11 protein-coding genes and 3 rRNA genes are annotated in these 19248 nt (G+C 65.4%); 9 read left to right on the forward strand and 5 right to left on the reverse strand.

The features are described 5' to 3' along the window. Positions 1-309 precede the first annotated feature (309 nt). The 8 genes from R2B38_RS18545 (at position 310) to R2B38_RS18580 (ending at position 10830) form a co-directional block, all read left to right on the forward strand. Positions 310-1671: a S53 family peptidase gene (locus R2B38_RS18545; protein WP_318017237.1), complete on the forward strand. Its 1362-nt coding sequence runs from the start codon at positions 310-312 to the stop codon at positions 1669-1671. Between the two features lie 338 nt (positions 1672-2009). Next, positions 2010-3323 (forward strand): S53 family peptidase, encoded by a 1314-nt coding sequence (locus R2B38_RS18550; RefSeq protein WP_318017238.1) that lies wholly within the window; start codon positions 2010-2012, stop codon positions 3321-3323. Positions 3324-3699: 376 nt separating this feature from the next. Beyond that, positions 3700-4008, forward strand: coding sequence for a hypothetical protein (locus R2B38_RS18555; RefSeq protein ID WP_318017239.1), 309 nt, complete (start codon positions 3700-3702; stop codon positions 4006-4008). 184 nt (positions 4009-4192) lie between these two features. Continuing rightward, positions 4193-5038 carry a hypothetical protein gene (locus R2B38_RS18560; RefSeq protein WP_318017240.1) on the forward strand — a complete coding sequence of 282 codons (846 nt, stop codon included), beginning with the start codon at positions 4193-4195 and terminating at the stop codon, positions 5036-5038. Further along, positions 5028-6347, forward strand: coding sequence for a hypothetical protein (locus R2B38_RS18565; RefSeq protein ID WP_318017241.1), 1320 nt, complete (start codon positions 5028-5030; stop codon positions 6345-6347). The genes R2B38_RS18560 and R2B38_RS18565 overlap by 11 nt, the downstream gene beginning before the upstream one ends. After that, complete coding sequence (locus tag R2B38_RS18570) at positions 6344-7903, forward strand: SCO6880 family protein (RefSeq protein WP_033281369.1); 1560 nt, start codon at positions 6344-6346, stop codon at positions 7901-7903. Before R2B38_RS18565 ends, R2B38_RS18570 begins: the two co-directional genes overlap by 4 nt. 7 nt (positions 7904-7910) lie before the next feature. Then, on the forward strand, positions 7911-9344 hold the full coding sequence (locus R2B38_RS18575; protein WP_019065414.1) for an ATP-binding protein: 1434 nt from the start codon (positions 7911-7913) through the stop codon (positions 9342-9344). 16 nt (positions 9345-9360) lie between these two features. Further along, positions 9361-10830: a type IV secretory system conjugative DNA transfer family protein gene (locus R2B38_RS18580; protein ID WP_318017242.1), complete on the forward strand. Its 1470-nt coding sequence runs from the start codon at positions 9361-9363 to the stop codon at positions 10828-10830. Positions 10831-10854: 24 nt separating this feature from the next. On the opposite strand, the gene R2B38_RS18585 is transcribed toward R2B38_RS18580, so the two are convergent. From R2B38_RS18585 to R2B38_RS18605, 5 genes are all read right to left on the reverse strand, one after another. Next, a complete protein-coding gene (locus R2B38_RS18585; protein ID WP_318017243.1) occupies positions 10855-11400 on the reverse strand; it encodes a GNAT family N-acetyltransferase in 546 nt (181 codons plus the stop codon). A 71-nt stretch (positions 11401-11471) separates the two neighbouring features. Further along, positions 11472-11588: ribosomal RNA gene (rrf, locus tag R2B38_RS18590) — 5S ribosomal RNA — on the reverse strand. Positions 11589-11680: 92 nt separating this feature from the next. Then, positions 11681-14804: ribosomal RNA gene (locus R2B38_RS18595) — 23S ribosomal RNA — on the reverse strand. Between the two features lie 309 nt (positions 14805-15113). Further along, a 16S ribosomal RNA gene (locus tag R2B38_RS18600) occupies positions 15114-16641 on the reverse strand. The 16S, 23S and 5S rRNA genes sit together here, the layout of an rRNA operon. A 672-nt stretch (positions 16642-17313) precedes the next feature. Further along, positions 17314-17844, reverse strand: a complete 531-nt coding sequence (locus R2B38_RS18605; RefSeq protein WP_318017244.1) for a MarR family transcriptional regulator — start codon at positions 17842-17844, stop codon at positions 17314-17316. An 89-nt stretch (positions 17845-17933) separates the two neighbouring features. Between R2B38_RS18605 and R2B38_RS18610 the strand changes: the two genes are divergently transcribed. Next, entirely contained in the window at positions 17934-19247 is a 1314-nt protein-coding gene (locus tag R2B38_RS18610) for an MFS transporter (RefSeq protein ID WP_318017245.1), read from the forward strand. The last annotated feature ends 1 nt before the right edge of the window (position 19248 follow it).

Here is a 19248-nt window from a genome sequence, read left to right on the forward strand (position 1 = left end):
CACCGCCCCGCACCCAGCACACAACGGAACCCCCCACCCCCGCCCCCGCCGGAACCCCAGTCAACGCGCGTCCCGCTGTGAAGTTCCCGTGGAGACAGTCAAGCCCGAGCCATCCCCACCCCATCCCCCAGCCACTGATCAGCAATCCCCCAACCCCCTTGAGTAACGCGGAAGTCAGAATTCCGGAACCCACCTTGTTGTCACGTACTCAACAAGAGATGGTCATCGCGGGCCGCCGCCCCCACCGGGAACCTCACCGGTGGACCCCCACTCGCAGGCCTCTGCCAACCTCTCCCTGGAGGCTGTACGTTGCGTACGTCACCCCCCAACTCCCCCCACATACGCGGCAACTGGCGCAGACTCGGCGCCGCCGCCACCGCGACCGCCGCACTCCTGCTCGCCGGCCTCGGCACCGCGGCCCACGCGAGCGCCGCCACCATCCCCCACAAGGCGACCGCCAAGACGATCGCCGCCCAGGTCGCCAAGGCCCACGTGCAGTACACGAAGATCGGCTGCGCCGCGACCCCGAAGAAGGGCTTCGCCGCGTGTAACGCCCTCCGTGTCACCGGCGGCACCACCGCCTTCATGGAGAAGCAGGCCGCCGTGAAGGGCATCGCGCCCAAGACCATCTCCCCGAAGGCCGCCTCGGACGACCCCACCGGCTACGGCCCCTCGGACATCCAGTCCGCCTACGGCCTGGCCGACGCGGCCGCCGACAACGGCTCCGGCGAGACCGTCGCCATCGTCGACGCCTACGACGACCCGAACGCGGAGTCCGACCTCGCGACCTACCGCTCGTACTACGGCCTCTCGGCCTGCACGACGGCCAACGGCTGCTTCAAGAAGGTCAGTCAGACCGGTTCGACGAGCTCGCTGCCGACCGCCGACAGCGGCTGGGCCGGCGAGGAGTCCCTCGACGTCGACATGGTCAGCGCGACCTGCCCGAACTGCAACATCCTCCTGGTCGAGGCCAAGTCCGCGAGCGACGCCAACCTCGGCACCGCGGTGAACGAGGCCGTGAAGCTGGGCGCGAAGTTCGTCTCGAACTCCTACGGCGGCTCGGAGTCCTCCTCCGACACGTCGTACGACACCTCGTACTACAAGCACGCGGGCGTCGCCATCACCGCCAGCGCGGGCGACGAGGCCTACGGCGCCGAGTACCCGGCCGGTTCGCAGTACGTCACCTCGGTCGGCGGCACCAAGCTCTCCACGTCCTCCAACTCCCGCGGCTGGACCGAGTCCGTGTGGAAGACGAGCAGCACCGAGGGCACCGGCTCCGGCTGCTCCGCGTACGACGCGAAGCCGTCCTGGCAGACCGACACCGGCTGCACCAAGCGCATGATCTCGGACGTCTCCGCGGTCGCCGACCCCGCCACGGGCGTCTCGGTCTACGACACCTACGGCGACGACGGCACCGGCTGGGGCACCTACGGCGGCACCAGCGCCTCGTCCCCGATCATCGCGAGCGTCTACGCGCTGGCCGGCACCCCCGGCTCCAGCGACTACCCGGCGTCGTACCCGTACGCCGCGGCCGGCACCTCCGCGCTGAACGACGTGACGAGCGGCAACAACGGCTCCTGCTCGACGAGTTACTTCTGCACCGCCAAGTCGGGCTACGACGGCCCGACCGGCTGGGGCACCCCGGAGGGCGTGTCCGCCTTCACCGGCTGACCGCACTCCACTCCGCGAGAACCTCCCCGTCGGGTCACGGGGAGCCGCCGGCAAGAGGGGGACGTGGGGTCCCCTCGGCGGAGCAAGTGGCAACGGGCCGCGGCAACCAGCCGCGGCCCGTTCGCCGTGCCGCGGGGCCCAACTCCCATGAGAATCCTGTGGGTTTGGTAAAGGGCCAGACCCTGTTCGGTAAGCCGGAAGTCAGGATTCCAGCAGCCCCTTGTTGTCGCGTACTCAACAAGAGATGGTCATCGCGGGCCGCCCCCCACCGCCGGAGAAACCGTGCCGGCGAGACGCACCCGCACCGCCCCTGTTCCACCGACTCAGGAGGCTGCACCTTGCGTACCACGACCCCCGACTCCCCCCACACGCACGGTAGATGGCGCCGCATAGGGTCCGTCGCCGTAGCCACCGCCGCACTGGTCTTCACCGGCCTCGGCACCGCCGTACAGGCGGACGCGGCACAGAGCGCCACCACCTCCACCGCGGTGACCTACGCCGCCACCCCCTGTGCGACCCCCAAGCACACGGGTGACCTCACGTGCAAGTCCTACCGCGTCACCGGCGGCCTCACCGCCTTCCAGAAGATGCAGGCCGCGAAGACCGGCATCACCCCCAAGGCCGCCGACGCGTCGACCCCCTCCGGCTACAGCCCGACCAACCTCCGGTCCGCCTACGGCCTGACCTCCGCCGCCGCCTCCAACGGCTCCGGCGAGACGATCGCGATCGTCGACGCGTACAACGACCCGAACGCCGAGGCCGACCTCGCCACCTACCGCTCGTACTACGGGCTTTCGGCCTGCACGACGGCCAACGGCTGCTTCAAGAAGGTCAGTCAGACCGGCTCGACCACCTCCCTCCCCACCAGCGACGCCGGTTGGTCCGAGGAGATCTCCCTCGACCTCGACATGGCGAGCGCGATCTGCCCGCTGTGCAACATCACCCTCGTCGAGGCCACCAGCGCCAGCTACGCCAACCTCGGCACCGCCGAGAACGAGGCCGTCGCCCTGGGCGCCAAGTTCGTCTCGAACTCCTACGGCGGCTCCGAGTCCTCCTCGCAGACGTCGTACGACACCTCGTACTACAACCACGCGGGCGTGGCCATCACCGTCTCCTCCGGTGACAGCGCCTACGGCGCCGAGTACCCGGCAACCTCCCGGTACGTGACGGCGGTCGGCGGCACCAAGCTCTCCACCTCCTCCACCACCCGCGGCTGGACCGAGGCCGTCTGGCGCACCTCCAGCACCGAGGGCACCGGCTCCGGCTGCTCCGCCTACGACGCCAAGCCCACCTGGCAGACCGACACCGGCTGCACCAAGCGCATGGAGTCCGACGTCTCCGCGGTCGCCGACCCCGCCACCGGCGTCTCGGTCTACGACTCCTACGGCGTCACCGCCGGCTGGTACACCTTCGGCGGCACCAGCGTCTCCGCGCCGATCATCGCCGGCGTCTACGCCCTCGCCGGCACCCCGGCCAGCGGCACCTACCCGGCGCAGTACCCCTACGACTACGCGGGCACCTCGTCCCTCAACGACGTGACCAGCGGCTACAACGGCTCCTGCTCGACGGCGTACTTCTGCACCGCCGAGACCGGCTACGACGGCCCGACCGGCTGGGGCACCCCGGAGGGTGTGTCCGCCTTCGCCAACTGACGGACGGTGACCTGCCCCCCACCCTGAACTGATCCTCAGTCACATGTCGTGCCACAGTGGGTCGTGGGGGCCACACCTGGCACGGGAGAACGGGCCGCGGCATCCAGCCGCGGCCCGTTCATCATGAGAACATCAACGCGAACGGCACCGGGTAATCAGGGGCTAACGACCAAACCACGGACAGGTTCCGCACCGGAATCGTTGCCCGGCGTTACCTACCGTGATACACAGAGTGACCGTACGGGGTATTCGTACGAAACCCGCCAATCAATGACGCCAAGTCGACATCGGACGGCGCCTTTGTCGGCGACAATGATGCCTGACCTCTGCGCACCTGCAGGGGATGCGGAACTACCCACCAGGGGCGGTGACTTACATGTTCTCTGCGGCCGACAAGGGAGACATCAACACCATCATCGGCGGAATCGCTCCGGACTGGGGCCCCTTCGGCAGCCTGGGCAACGAGGCGAAGGTGATGATCGAGGTCGTGATGGCGGTCGCCATCCTGCTCTGCCTCGGTATCGCCGTATGGGGTGCGGCCAAACAGCGCATCGGCGCGACGGCGCTCCGCGACACGTTCAGCGCGGAACAGGGCAAGGGCCTCATCGTCGCCGGCCTGACCGGCGTCTTCATCATCGGCTCCCTCGGCACCCTCTTCACGATCGTGTACGGCATGGCCGTATAGCCGTCCGACCGAAGCCCTTCACCTCTCCCCACTCTCTCCACCCTCTCCACCCACCCGTCGTGCCCACCGGCTGAGGTTGCGTCTCCCTGATGTCGAGTCACCACTCCGCGCCCGCGCGGGAACCAGCACGGCTACCGTCGTACATCCAGGCGTTTCTGGACGACGGCGAAGGGGCGTACCCGGCATGAGTCCCGGAGACGAGCACGAGACCTCCGGCGGTTACGGCGGCACGGGCCAGACCCGCACCCGCCTCCCCCAGGGCACCGGCGGCGACATCTACGGCGGCGCCCGCCGCGGCGGCAGACCGTCCTCCTCGAAAAGCCTGGTCACGGTCGTCGGAGTCGTCGTCCTCCTCATCGCCGCCATCGCCTTCGCCAACCGCGGCGACGGCACGTCGTCGTCGAACGACAACGGCACGACGAGCGGTTCGAAGCCGGACGCCGCGTCCACGACGGCGACCGGGACGAAGCCGGTGCAGTCGAAGGCGAGCGGGATCCCCGCCGGGTTCGCCCACGACCAGCAGGGCGCGGAGAGCGCGGCGACCAACTACGCCACGGTGCTCGTCTCGGCGGACATCCTCAAGCCGTCCCGGCGCAGCGAGATCGTGCAGCAGGTGTTCGCGGCCGACAAGCAGACGGCGCTGGAGAGCAGCCTCGACCAGGCCTACTCCAAGGACTTCCTGAGCAAACTCGGCCTGGACGAGAACGGCAACGCGACAGCGGGCAACACCTACGTCTCCCGCACCGTGCCCATCGGCACCAAGGTCACGGGCTACTCGGACACCGTGGCGACGGTGGAGGTCTGGTGCACCGGGCTGTACGGCACCGCGGGCACGGCCTCGACGAACCCGGTGACCAGCGACTGGTTCACCCTGACGCTCCACCTGCGCTGGGCCGACAACGACTGGAAAGCCGACAGCTTCTCCCAGAAGGACGGCCCAGCACCCGTCCCCGGCGACAACAAGGCATCGACCGCCGACGCCATGGCCAAGGCCGTCCAGGAGTACGGAGGGTTCACCTATGCCCGGTAAATCGGGTCGCGTACTCAAGGTCGCGGCCGTCCTCACCGCCGTACAGACCACCGCCGTGCTGCTGGCCACCCGCGCCTTCGCGGCCCCCTCACCGACGCCGACCCCCACGGGGAAGGCGGAGTGCAAGCTCCTCGTCGGCGATGCCAAGGACATCTGCGAGAACGGCAAAGCCGGTGCCGGCTCCGGGACCACCACTCCCAGCACCACCGACACCCTCGACCCCCTCTCCTCCCTGGGCAAGGGCTGCGCCGAAGCCGCCTCCTGGACCATCGACAAGCTCAGCGACGCCGTCAAAGAGACCGCGAACGTCGACTTCACGAACCCCCGGTTCCTTCAGCAGTACGCCGTCGTCTTCGCCGCGTCGACGATCCTCACCCTCCTCCTGTGGCTCCTCGCGGTAGCGAAGCGCGCGGTACGTGGCGTCCCCCTCACCACCGCGATCTCCGAGGCCATCGGCTTCCTCTGGCTCACGGTCATCGCCTCCGCGTTCACCCCCCTGATCCTGTACACCGTCGTCTCCGCCACCGACGGCATCACAGAGGTCCTCGCGAAAACCACCGGCAACCAGACGGACACCTTCTTCGGCAACTTCTCCGGCGCCCTCGCCAAGGGCAACAACATCGGCGGCGGCCCGATCATGCTGATCGTGGTCTCCCTGGTCAGCATCCTCGCCGCCGGCATCCTCTGGCTGGAGCTCGTCATCCGCGCCGCCCTCCTCTACGTCGGCGCCCTCCTCGGCACCGTCGTCTACGCGGGCCTCGTCGACAAGAACCTCTGGGGCCACGTCCGCCGCTGGGCCGGCATCATGATCGCGGTGATCCTGGTCAAACCGGTCATCGTGATCGTGCTGGGCCTGGCCGGCGCCCTGTCCACCGCCGACGGCCCGGACTCGTTCTCCGCCGTCGTCTCCGGCCTCGCGATCATCCTGCTCGCCATCTTCGCCAGCGCGATGATCTACCGCTTCGTCCCCGGCTTCGGCGACGAGATCGCCGGCGGCCGCAACAACCGCATCATGCAGGGCGCCGAGGGCAAGGCCGCCGCGGTCATCAGCTCCCCGGCCACCATGGTCGCCCAGGGCATCAAGACCCACAGCGCCCGCACGAACGACGGCGGGGGCGGCCAGTCCTCGTCCGGCGGCGGCGCCCGCCCGTCCAACCCGGTCTCCGGCGGCGTCGCGGCCCACAGCAGCCGCCCGTCGAGCGGCGGCGGAGCCGTCCCCTCCGCCGCGCCCGCACCCCGCCAGAGCCCGGCGAACACCCCGCACGCCAGCAACGCCCGCAACAACCGCACGGGAGGTGAAGGGCGTTGACGACAGAGTCCCACCTGTCCCATCCGATCACGCCCCGCCGGACATATCTCATCGGCCGTGCCCGGCCGAACGCGATCGTCGGCAAGAATCGCGAGACCGGCGAGATCGCGCTCATCATCGTGGGCGCGTTCCTCGGCATGATGAGCGGACTCCTCGTCCCCGTCCTGTCCCTGCGCATCGTGCTCCTGACGGGCTTCCCGATGCTGGCGCTGATGGCGGTCTACGTGCCGTACAAGCGCCGTACGTTCTACAAGTGGTTCGAGATCAACCGCAGTTACAAGCGAACCCTGCGCAACGGCACGACGTACCGCTCCTCCGTCATGGAGGCCGGCGTCCACCTCGACGGCCGCGAGGTGGAGATCGGCCCGCCCCCCGGGATCGGCCGCATCAACTGGCTGGCAGCCCCCTTCGGCCCCGACGAGATCGCGGTCCTCCTGCACGCCGACCGCCGTACGGTCACCGCGGCGATCGAGATCGAGGGCCCGGGCGTCGGCCTGCGCGACAGCGAGGACCAGGAGGCCCTCGTCGACCGCTTCGGCACGCTGCTCAAGCACGTGGCGAACGGCGACGGCTTCGTCACCCGCATCCAGATGCTGGCCCGCACCCTGCCCGCCGACCCGGACGCACACGCCAAGGACGTCGCCCAGCGCGGCGACGAGAAGTCACTGACCTGGCTGCAACAGTCGTACGACCAACTTCAGTCGATGGTGTCCACCAGCAGCGAGCAGCACCGCGCCTACCTCGTCGCCTGCATGCACTTCAACCGCGAACTCTCCGCCGAGGCCCACGCGATGGCCCGCGCGTCCCGCCCGCACGCGGGCCGCAAGCTGGACCGCGACGCGGGCCTCGCGGTCGTCATGGCGCGCGAGTTGACGGACATCTGCTCACGTCTCCAGGAAGCCGACATCCGCGTACGGCAGCCGCTCGGCCAGGGCCGGCTCGCATCCCTCATCCACTCCATGTACGACCCGGACCACCCCATCGACCACCTCCAGGCGATGACGAAGCGCAACGCCTGGCCGGCCGAACTCGACGCCATGGAACCGACGTTCCTCCAGGCGAAGACCCGTGAGTCGTCGACCCGCGAGCCGTGGTGCCACGCCACGGCCTGGGTGAAGGAGTGGCCGATGACCCCGGTCGGAGTCAACTTCCTCGCCCCGCTCCTCGTCCACACCCCGGACGTCATCCGCACGGTCGCCGTCACGATGGACCTCGAACCCACCGAGGTCGCCATCGAGCGCATGCTGACCGAGAAGACGAACGACGAGGCCGACGCCTCCCGCGCCGCCAAGATGAACCGCACCGTCGACCCCCGTGACGTGGCCGCCCACGGCCGCATGGACCAGCGCGGCGAGGACCTGGCGAGCGGCGCGGCCGGGGTGAACCTGGTCGGCTACATCACCGTCTCCTCCCGCAACCCCGAGGCTCTCGCGCGCGACAAGCGCACGATAAGGGCGTCCGCCGGCAAGTCGTATCTGAAGCTGGAGTGGTGCGACCGCGAGCACCACCGCGCGTTTGTGAACACACTGCCGTTCGCCACCGGCATCCGGAGGTAGGGCTCAGATGCGGGATCCGCTGTCCGTCCTCACCGACGCCTTCACGTCCTTCCTCTTCGGAAAGATCGAGTCCACCCGCCTCCCCGTCCGCACCTCGACGGGCCAGGCCCAGGCGGTCTATCTCCCCACGGCCGCCCCCGGGTTGGGCGACTCGGGCGTCATCATCGGCCGCGAGGTCTACTCCGGCAAGGGCTACATCTACGACCCCTTCCAGCTCTACGGCCAGCAACTCCCCGCCCCCCACTGGCTGGTGCTCGGCGAGTCCGGCAACGGCAAGTCGGCCCTGGAGAAGACGTACGTCCTACGCCAACTGCGCTTCCGCGACCGCCAGGTGGTCGTCCTGGACGCCCAGGGCGAGGACGGCGTCGGCGAATGGAACCTGATCGCGGAGGAGTTGGGGATAACTCCTATCCGGCTGGACCCAACCGCCGCCCTGGACATGGGAATCCGCCTCAACCCCCTCGACCCCGCGATCACGACGACAGGCCAACTCGCCCTGCTCCGCACGATCATCGAGGTGGCGATGGGCCACGGCCTCGACGAACGCTCCGGCTTCGCGCTGAAGGTGGCGCACGCCTACGTCAACGAGACGATCGTCGAACGCCAGCCGGTCCTCATGGACATCGTCGAGCAACTGCGCCACCCCGAACCGGAGTCTGCCGAGGCGATGAACGTCGCCATAGACGACGTACGGGCCTGGGGCCTGGACGTCGCCCTCGTCATCGACCGCCTGGTCGACGGCGACCTCCGCGGCATGTTCGACGGCCCGACGACGGTAGGCATCGACCTGGATGCGCCATTGATCGTCTTCGACCTGTCCCACATCGACCGCAACTCCATCGCCATGCCCATCCTGATGGCAATCGTCGGCGTCTGGCTGGAACACACCTGGATCCGCCCCGACCGGAAGAAGCGCATCTTCCTGGTCGAGGAGGCCTGGCACATCATCAACAGCCCCTTCGTGGCCCAACTCTTCCAGCGCCTGCTGAAGTTCGGCCGCCGCCTCGGCCTGTCGTTCGTGGCGGTGGTCCACCACCTCTCGGACGTGGTGGACGGCGCGGCGGCAAAGGAAGCGGCAGCGATCCTGAAAATGGCGTCGACGCGAACGATCTACGCCCAGAAAGCGGACGAAGCCCGGGCAACCGGGCGGGTGTTGGGGCTGCCACGCTGGGCGGTGGAGATCATCCCCACCCTCACTCCCGGCATCGCGGTCTGGGACGTCAACGGCAACGTCCAGGTGGTCAAACACCTGATCACCGAAACAGAACGCCCTCTGGTCTTCACCGACCGCGCGATGACCCAGTCCTCGCGCGAACACGACCAGGAAGTCACCGACGACGCCCTGCGCGCCGCCGAGTTGGAGGCCGAGGAACGCGCGGCGGCCTTCATGGAACAACAGTTGAGCGATCTCGACGGCTCCTCCGAGTCCACGGTGGCGTGAACGGCGGTGGCATGACATGAGACCGGACGACGGTGGACGCGAGCGCCAAGGGGGCATCCCCGACGGCCTGTTGGTGAGCCTGCTCGCGTTCCTCATCGGCATGACGCTGCTGGTGTGGTCGGCGACGGGCCTGGCCGCCCTGTTCTCCAAGGGCAGTTGGCCGACCGGCGTGACCTTCGCCCGCACCCCGACCGCCATGCGCCACCTGATCGCCCAGCCGCACGACGTCGCCGGCGCCTGGCCCCAGTCCCCACCCGCCGAGTTCTCCGGCTACGGCCTCTTCTGGGGCCTGTTCATCGGCCAGTTGATGATCCTGGTCGTCCTGGCGGTGTTCGTGATGGGCACGCTGGCGAGATGGCGGGCGGTACGGGCGAGGGGCAGGGCGGCGGTACCGGCCCCGGCCCCGGCCCCGGAGGTCAACGAGGTCCCGATACAACGCCCGGAACCCCAACCGCAGCCACAGCCACAGCCACAACCACAACCGACGGTCGCCCTCGAACAGGCGCCGACCGCAGCGCCCCTCTCCTCAGCCTTTCCAGTGAACGGTGAACGGGTGGGCGGGCGGGAAACAGTCTTTCTGGCGACAGCGGAGACCCGCCAATCCACAGCCACTCAAGCCGTACGAGACGCGGAAGGCCCCGCCCTGGTAGTCACGTCCAACAAGACGATCTGGCAGGACACCAAGGACGCCAGAGCCAAACTCGGCCCGGTCCTCCTCTACGACCCCACCCACCTCTGCGACACCCCGGCCCGCCTCCACTGGTCCCCCACAACAGGCTGCGAGGACAAACAAACCGCGGTGAAACGAGCCGCCGCCCTCCTCGCCCCGGTCAAGCCCACCGCAAAGATCGACCAGGCGGTAGCCGACACAGCCGAGACACTCCTCCGCAGCTACCTGCACGCCGCCGCGATCGACGGCCGCACCATCCGCCACGTCCACCGATGGTCCCAGGGCACCCAGATCCAGGACGCGGTACGCGTCCTCCGCACGAACCCCAAGGCGGCCCCCGGCGCGGCAGGCGAACTGGAAGCGGCCCTCACGTCCCACCCCGAACGCCGGGACATCGCCCAGGAGTTGACGAGCCGCGCGCTCTCCTCCCTCTTCACGGTCAACATCCGCGAAGCCTGCACACCCAACCGAACTGACGCCCTCTCCTTGGATTCCTTCGCGAACGAAGGGGGCACGCTTTATCTGGTCGGTGAATCCATCGAGGACCCCCGTACGAACCCGGGCGCGATGCCTCTCCTCACCGCCCTCGCATCAAGCGTGGTCGAGCGCGGCCGGCACATGGCCGAACGGTCATCGGCCGGTCGCCTCGACCCACCAATGACGCTTGTCCTGGACGACGTAGCCGCCGTGGCCCCGCTCCCCCAGCTCCCGGAACTCCTCGCCACAGGCGCGGACCGAGGCCTGCCGACCCTGGCTCTCCTCCGCTCCAGAGAACAGGCCAGAGCCCGCTGGCCCCACCACGAACTACCGGCCTAGCAAAGGCACTTACGGCCCCTACGGCTACGGCCGCTCGACCACCATCTCCAGCTCACGCTCGTCCACGTTGCCGCCCAACGGCACGACGACGCCCGTAGGGACGAAGCCGACCTTGCCGTAGAACCGCCGGGCCCGCTCGTTGTCCTCATGCACGATGAGCCGCACCCGCTCGACCCCGCGCCCCCAGGCCCACTCAAGGGCGGCATCGAAGAGCACCTCGGTCAGCCCGATGCCCCGCACCTCCGGCCGCACGAACACCCCGACGAGGTGCCCCTGCTTCCGCTCGACCGCGAAGCCGGCCCAGTCAACGGTCCCGGCCTCCTCAAGCAGCACGGTCACCGTCCCGACCCACTCCCCGTCCGGCCCCTCGGCAATGACCTGCTGAGCCTTCTCAGCACCTTCGGCAACCCCTACGGCCCGCTCCTGGTAGAAGGAGTCCGGCTGAGCCAGCGCCGTGTCGTAGGTCTCCAGAAAGGCAAGGTGCGCGACGGGATCCTGCAGAGCGACGAGCCGCAGCTCCTTCGCCGCGGCCCACTCGTCGGCGCGTATCGACCGGATCTTGTAGTTCATGCCAGCCACGGTAGCCGAAACGCAGAAAACCCCCGTACCGAATTAACGGTACGGGGGTTTTCGCAATATTTGTTCGGCGGCGTCCTACTCTCCCACAGGGTCCCCCCTGCAGTACCATCGGCGCTGTAAGGCTTAGCTTCCGGGTTCGGAATGTAACCGGGCGTTTCCCTCACGCTATGACCACCGAAACACTATGAAACAGACAACCGCACCACACCCGGTGGCCCCGGGCATGGGGTTGTTCGTGGTTTCAGAACCAACACAGTGGACGCGAGCAACTGAGGACAAGCCCTCGGCCTATTAGTACCGGTCACCTCCACCCATTACTGGGCTTCCAGATCCGGCCTATCAACCCAGTCGTCTACTGGGAGCCTTAACCCCTCAAAGGGGGTGGGAACACTCATCTCGAAGCAGGCTTCCCGCTTAGATGCTTTCAGCGGTTATCCCTCCCGAACGTAGCCAACCAGCCATGCCCTTGGCAGAACAACTGGCACACCAGAGGTTCGTCCGTCCCGGTCCTCTCGTACTAGGGACAGCCCTTCTCAATGTTCCTGCGCGCGCAGCGGATAGGGACCGAACTGTCTCACGACGTTCTAAACCCAGCTCGCGTACCGCTTTAATGGGCGAACAGCCCAACCCTTGGGACCGACTCCAGCCCCAGGATGCGACGAGCCGACATCGAGGTGCCAAACCATCCCGTCGATATGGACTCTTGGGGAAGATCAGCCTGTTATCCCCGGGGTACCTTTTATCCGTTGAGCGACGGCGCTTCCACAAGCCACCGCCGGATCACTAGTCCCGACTTTCGTCCCTGCTCGACCCGTCGGTCTCACAGTCAAGCTCCCTTGTGCACTTACACTCAACACCTGATTGCCAACCAGGCTGAGGGAACCTTTGGGCGCCTCCGTTACTCTTTAGGAGGCAACCGCCCCAGTTAAACTACCCATCAGACACTGTCCCTGATCCGGATCACGGACCCAGGTTAGACATCCAGCACGACCAGACTGGTATTTCAACGACGACTCCCCCTGAACTGGCGTCCAGAGTTCACAGTCTCCCAGCTATCCTACACAAGCCGAACCGAACACCAATATCAAACTGTAGTAAAGGTCCCGGGGTCTTTCCGTCCTGCTGCGCGAAACGAGCATCTTTACTCGTAGTGCAATTTCACCGGGCCTATGGTTGAGACAGTCGAGAAGTCGTTACGCCATTCGTGCAGGTCGGAACTTACCCGACAAGGAATTTCGCTACCTTAGGATGGTTATAGTTACCACCGCCGTTTACTGGCGCTTAAGTTCTCAGCTTCGCCAAGACGAATCTTGACTAACCGGTCCCCTTAACGTTCCAGCACCGGGCAGGCGTCAGTCCGTATACATCGCCTTACGGCTTCGCACGGACCTGTGTTTTTAGTAAACAGTCGCTTCTCGCTGGTCTCTGCGGCCACCCCCAGCTCACCGTGTAAAACGGATCACCGGTGATGGCCCCCCTTCTCCCGAAGTTACGGGGGCATTTTGCCGAGTTCCTTAACCATAGTTCACCCGAACGCCTCGGTATTCTCTACCTGACCACCTGAGTCGGTTTAGGGTACGGGCCGCCATGAAACTCGCTAGAGGCTTTTCTCGACAGCATAGGATCATCCACTTCACCACAATCGGCTCGGCATCAGGTCTCAGACTTCATGAGCGGCGGATTTGCCTACCACTCGTCCTACACCCTTACCCCGGGACAACCACCGCCCGGGATGGACTACCTTCCTGCGTCACCCCATCACTCACCTACTAACCGCTTGGGCCGGCGGCTCCACCACTTTCCATTCCCCGAAGGGTCCGGAACGGCTTCACGGCCTTAGCATCACGATGCTCGATGTTTGACGCTTCACAGCGGGTACCGGAATATCAACCGGTTATCCATCGACTACGCCTGTCGGCCTCGCCTTAGGTCCCGACTTACCCTGGGCAGATCAGCTTGACCCAGGAACCCTTAGTCAATCGGCGCACACGTTTCTCACGTGTGTATCGCTACTCATGCCTGCATTCTCACTCGTGAACCGTCCACCACTAGCTTCCGCTGCGGCTTCACCCGGCACACGACGCTCCCCTACCCATCCCAGCAGGCGTTGGCCCTATTGCTGGAATGACACGACTTCGGCGGTACGCTTGAGCCCCGCTACATTGTCGGCGCGGAATCACTAGACCAGTGAGCTATTACGCACTCTTTCAAGGGTGGCTGCTTCTAAGCCAACCTCCTGGTTGTCTCTGCGACTCCACATCCTTTCCCACTTAGCGTACGCTTAGGGGCCTTAGTCGATGCTCTGGGCTGTTTCCCTCTCGACCATGGAGCTTATCCCCCACAGTCTCACTGCCGTGCTCTCACTTACCGGCATTCGGAGTTTGGCTAAGGTCAGTAACCCGGTAGGGCCCATCGCCTATCCAGTGCTCTACCTCCGGCAAGAAACACACGACGCTGCACCTAAATGCATTTCGGGGAGAACCAGCTATCACGGAGTTTGATTGGCCTTTCACCCCTAACCACAGGTCATCCCCCAGGTTTTCAACCCTGGTGGGTTCGGTCCTCCACGAAGTCTTACCTCCGCTTCAACCTGCCCATGGCTAGATCACTCCGCTTCGGGTCTTGAGCGCGCTACTAAACCGCCCTGTTCGGACTCGCTTTCGCTACGGCTTCCCCACACGGGTTAACCTCGCAACACACCGCAAACTCGCAGGCTCATTCTTCAAAAGGCACGCAGTCACGACGTTGCATGCAAGCATGCAACGCGACGCTCCCACGGCTTGTAGGCACACGGTTTCAGGTACTATTTCACTCCGCTCCCGCGGTACTTTTCACCATTCCCTCACGGTACTATCCGCTATCGGTCACCAGGGAATATTTAGGCTTAGCGGGTGGTCCCGCCAGATTCACACGGGATTTCTCGGGCCCCGTGCTACTTGGGTGTCTCTCAAACGAGCCGTTGACGTTTCGACTACGGGGGTCTTACCCTCTACGCCGGACCTTTCGCATGTCCTTCGCCTACATCAACGGTTTCTGACTCGTCCTGTCGCCGGCAGACGACAGAAGAGAGATCCCACAACCCCGTATACGCAACCCCTGCCGGGTCTCACACGCATACGGTTTGGCCTCATCCGGTTTCGCTCGCCACTACTCCCGGAATCACGGTTGTTTTCTCTTCCTGCGGGTACTGAGATGTTTCACTTCCCCGCGTTCCCTCCACTTGCCCTATGTGTTCAGGCAAGGGTGACAGCCCATGACGACTGCCGGGTTTCCCCATTCGGAAACCCCCGGATCAAAGCCTGGTTGACGACTCCCCGGGGACTATCGTGGCCTCCCACGTCCTTCATCGGTTCCTGGTGCCAAGGCATCCACCGTGCGCCCTTAAAAACTTGGCCACAGATGCTCGCGTCCACTGTGCAGTTCTCAAACAACGACCAACCACCCGTCACACACCACTCACGCGATGTTTTACCGGGGTCGGCACTGAAGGAAGTTCATTCCCTCAGACACCCAACAGCGTGCCCGGCCCTGTCGCCACTCGTGATCAGCTTTCCACGCCCCGAAGAGCAGTACTCACAGCCATGAGATGACCGACAGTGCCGAATAATCAACGTTCCACCCTTGAGCAACCAGCACCGGACATTCGCCGATGTACTGGCCTCTGACCAAGTTCCCGAAGGTTCTTGGTAAGAAGTGCTCCTTAGAAAGGAGGTGATCCAGCCGCACCTTCCGGTACGGCTACCTTGTTACGACTTCGTCCCAATCGCCAGTCCCACCTTCGACAGCTCCCTCCCCACAAGGGGGTTGGGCCACCGGCTTCGGGTGTTACCGACTTTCGTGACGTGACGGGCGGTGTGTACAAGGCCCGGGAACGTATTCACCGCAGCAATGCTGATCTGCGATTACTAGCAACTCCGACTTCATGGGGTCGAGTTGCAGACCCCAATCCGAACTGAGACCGGCTTTTTGAGATTCGCTCCACCTCGCGGTATCGCAGCTCATTGTACCGGCCATTGTAGCACGTGTGCAGCCCAAGACATAAGGGGCATGATGACTTGACGTCGTCCCCACCTTCCTCCGAGTTGACCCCGGCGGTCTCCTGTGAGTCCCCGTCACCCCGAAGGGCACGCTGGCAACACAGGACAAGGGTTGCGCTCGTTGCGGGACTTAACCCAACATCTCACGACACGAGCTGACGACAGCCATGCACCACCTGTACACCGACCACAAGGGGGGCACTATCTCTAATGCTTTCCGGTGTATGTCAAGCCTTGGTAAGGTTCTTCGCGTTGCGTCGAATTAAGCCACATGCTCCGCTGCTTGTGCGGGCCCCCGTCAATTCCTTTGAGTTTTAGCCTTGCGGCCGTACTCCCCAGGCGGGGAACTTAATGCGTTAGCTGCGGCACCGACGACGTGGAATGTCGCCAACACCTAGTTCCCACCGTTTACGGCGTGGACTACCAGGGTATCTAATCCTGTTCGCTCCCCACGCTTTCGCTCCTCAGCGTCAGTAATGGCCCAGAGATCCGCCTTCGCCACCGGTGTTCCTCCTGATATCTGCGCATTTCACCGCTACACCAGGAATTCCGATCTCCCCTACCACACTCTAGCTAGCCCGTATCGAATGCAGACCCGGGGTTAAGCCCCGGGCTTTCACACCCGACGTGACAAGCCGCCTACGAGCTCTTTACGCCCAATAATTCCGGACAACGCTTGCGCCCTACGTATTACCGCGGCTGCTGGCACGTAGTTAGCCGGCGCTTCTTCTGCAGGTACCGTCACTTGCGCTTCTTCCCTGCTGAAAGAGGTTTACAACCCGAAGGCCGTCATCCCTCACGCGGCGTCGCTGCATCAGGCTTTCGCCCATTGTGCAATATTCCCCACTGCTGCCTCCCGTAGGAGTCTGGGCCGTGTCTCAGTCCCAGTGTGGCCGGTCGCCCTCTCAGGCCGGCTACCCGTCGTCGCCTTGGTGAGCCATTACCTCACCAACAAGCTGATAGGCCGCGGGCTCATCCTGCACCGCCGGAGCTTTTAACCCCCACACATGAGTGCAGGAGTGTTATCCGGTATTAGACCCCGTTTCCAGGGCTTGTCCCAGAGTGCAGGGCAGATTGCCCACGTGTTACTCACCCGTTCGCCACTAATCCCCACCGAAGTGGTTCATCGTTCGACTTGCATGTGTTAAGCACGCCGCCAGCGTTCGTCCTGAGCCAGGATCAAACTCTCCGTGAATGTTTACTCGGCCAGTAAATTAATACAGCCGGTGCACATACACGAGAGCGGAACAGTCAGGCGGAATAAGCCCGACCGTTCACAGCGTCCTCGCTGTATGTTTTCTTCAAAGGAACCCTGCCACCGGAAGAATCCGATGGACGGGGTATCAACATATCTGGCGTTGATTTTTGGCACGCTGTTGAGTTCTCAAGGAACGGACGCTTCCTTTGTACTCACCCTCTCGGGCTTTCCTCCGGGCTTTTCCCTTCGATCTTGCGTTTCCGACTCTATCAGACCGTTTCCGGTTCCGATTTCCTCGGTGCTTTCCAGGTTTCCGCTTCCGCGTTTCCCTTTCCGGCGGTTCCGACTCTATCAGATCCTTTCGGGCCTGACTCCCAGTCAGAGAGGGGCTGCCTTCCCGGCCGTTGGGCCGTTCCGACGTCTCAAACCTTAGCCGATTCCCCCGGCGGAGTTCCAATCGAGTCCTAGTGACCTGATCGAACACAGCCGTGCCCAAATCGAATTGAATTCGGGCACGCCGAAATCAATCCCGTTGGGAGATCGTGCGGTTGGTTTGGGTTGCCGCTGTCACGGCGGAGGTGCTGCCGGAGAACCGTTACGGCTCGGCGGCAACCCGAAGAACTTTACGGATCGAGCAGGGGCGTGTCAAGCACCCCCTGTCAAGATCTTTTATTCGAGGTCGCTGAGCCGGCCGCCGGCGTCCGGCTGGGCGTGCTCCACCCTGCGCAGCAGGCGGGTCAGGACCTCGCCGAGGACTGTGCGCTCCACCGGGGTGAGGTCCTGGAGGAGGTCCTCCTCGAAGACCGTCGCCATGCGCATCGCCTCCAGCCACTTGCCGCGGCCCTCGGGCGTCAGCTCCACGATCACGCGGACGCGGTTGGACTCGTCCCGCTCCCTGGTGACCAGACCCTCGGCGACCATGCGGTCGATCCGGTGGGTCATCGCGGCCGGCGTCAGACCGAGGCGCTTGGCGAGGTCGCTCGGGCCCATCCGATAGGGGGCGCCGGCGAGGACGAGCGCCTTGAGGACCTCCCACTCGGCGCTGCTCATGCCGAGGTTCGCGGTCTGGCGGCCGTAGGCGACGTTCATACGGCGGTTCAGGCGGCCCAGGGCCGAGACGATCTTCTCGACCTGGGGGTCGAGGTCCTTGAACTCGCGCTGGTAGGCGGCGATCTGCTCGTCGAGTGTCGGTTCGCCCATGGGCCTCAGTATCGCACGGGCCCGCTTGGCGTTGAAGTCCTTCCAGGTGTACTGTTTAGCTTCGAAGTCTTCGGCACTAAGAAGTACCGATGGCGACCAACTACCTGATTGAGGTGACCGTGACCAGGGCGATGGGCGCAGCGATGCGCCGGATCCACGTGGGAAACGCACTCAGCGCGTTCGGGCTCGGCTTCACCGTCCCCTACCTGTACGTCTATGTGGCGCAGGTGCGGGTCCTTGGAGCCATGACGGCGGGTCTCGTGCTCGCCGTCTTCGCCGTGGCCGCGCTGATCGTGCTGCCGTTCGCCGGGCGGGCCATCGTCCGGCGTGGTCCCCGACCGGTTCTCATCGTCGCCCTGGTTCTGGCCGCCGTAGGGTCGATGAGTCTGGGGCTGGCGGGGAGTGCGACCGCTGTGTTGCTGTCGGCTGCCGCGCTCGGGGCCGGGCAGGCCGTGATGCAGCCGGCGCTCGCCACGATGATCGTGGACTGTTCTACGGCGGACACGCGCTCGCGTGCCTTTGCCATGCAGTTCTTTCTGCAGAACCTCGGGCTCGGCGTCGGCGGGCTCATCGGCGGTCACCTGGTCGACACGACCAGCGCGTCCTCGTTCACGCTGCTCTTCGGGATCGAGTCGGCGATGTTCCTGGTGCTCGCCGGAGTTATGGCGACCGTGCGGATGCCGCACTCGCCCGTGATCGGTGACGCTCCCTCGCAGTCGGCCAAGGGTGCCTGGAAGCAGTTGCTCGGCAACCGGGCCATGGTGCAGTTGAGCGTGCTCGGGTTTGTGCTGTTCTTCGCCTGCTACGGGCAGTTCGAGTCCGGCTTGAGTGCGTACGGGGTCGAGGCCGCCGGGATCTCCACCTCCGCGCTCGGGACCGCGCTGGCCGCGAACACCGCGATGATCGTCGTCGCGCAGTTCGCGGTGCTGAAGTTCGTCGAGCGGCGTCGGCGCTCGCGTGTGATCGCGGCCGTAGGGATGATCTGGGCGCTGGCGTGGGTCACGGCCGGGTTCGCCGGGCTTGGGCACGGGAGTCAGGAGATGGCTACGGCGGCCTTTGTGTCGACGTACGCGCTGTTCGGGCTCGGGGAGGCGATGTTGTCGCCGACCGTCGCTCCGCTGGTGGCCGATCTGGCGCCGGAGGGGATGGCCGGGCAGTACAACTCGGCCTTCGCCCTCGTCAAGCAGCTCGCGCTGGCTGTCGGGCCCGCGGTGGGCGGGCCGCTCGGGGCTTCGCTGCCGGGGCCGTATGTCGTGACGTTCTTCTTGTTCTCGCTGGGGATCAGTCTGCTGGCCGTGAGGCTGGGGCGGCAGTTGACCGCCGTGCAGGATCAGCCTTGGCGGGCGAAGGGGAGTCTGGTCGTCGCTCGCGGGAGTGTGGAGCCGGTCGGGGTCGAGGCGTAGG

This window comes from Streptomyces sp. N50 (assembly GCF_033335955.1).
GTDB lineage: Bacteria > Actinomycetota > Actinomycetes > Streptomycetales > Streptomycetaceae > Streptomyces.

Coding starts and splice junctions, on each gene's coding strand:
- R2B38_RS18580 (WP_318017242.1), top strand. CDS start 9,361: ATGAGACCGGACGACGGTGGACGCGAGCGCCAAGGGGGCATCCCCGAC.
- R2B38_RS18565 (WP_318017241.1), top strand. CDS start 5,028: ATGCCCGGTAAATCGGGTCGCGTACTCAAGGTCGCGGCCGTCCTCACC.
- R2B38_RS18610 (WP_318017245.1), top strand. CDS start 17,934: ATGGCGACCAACTACCTGATTGAGGTGACCGTGACCAGGGCGATGGGC.
- R2B38_RS18585 (WP_318017243.1), bottom strand. CDS start 11,400: ATGAACTACAAGATCCGGTCGATACGCGCCGACGAGTGGGCCGCGGCG.
- R2B38_RS18575 (WP_019065414.1), top strand. CDS start 7,911: ATGCGGGATCCGCTGTCCGTCCTCACCGACGCCTTCACGTCCTTCCTC.
- R2B38_RS18605 (WP_318017244.1), bottom strand. CDS start 17,844: ATGGGCGAACCGACACTCGACGAGCAGATCGCCGCCTACCAGCGCGAG.
- R2B38_RS18555 (WP_318017239.1), top strand. CDS start 3,700: ATGTTCTCTGCGGCCGACAAGGGAGACATCAACACCATCATCGGCGGA.
- R2B38_RS18560 (WP_318017240.1), top strand. CDS start 4,193: ATGAGTCCCGGAGACGAGCACGAGACCTCCGGCGGTTACGGCGGCACG.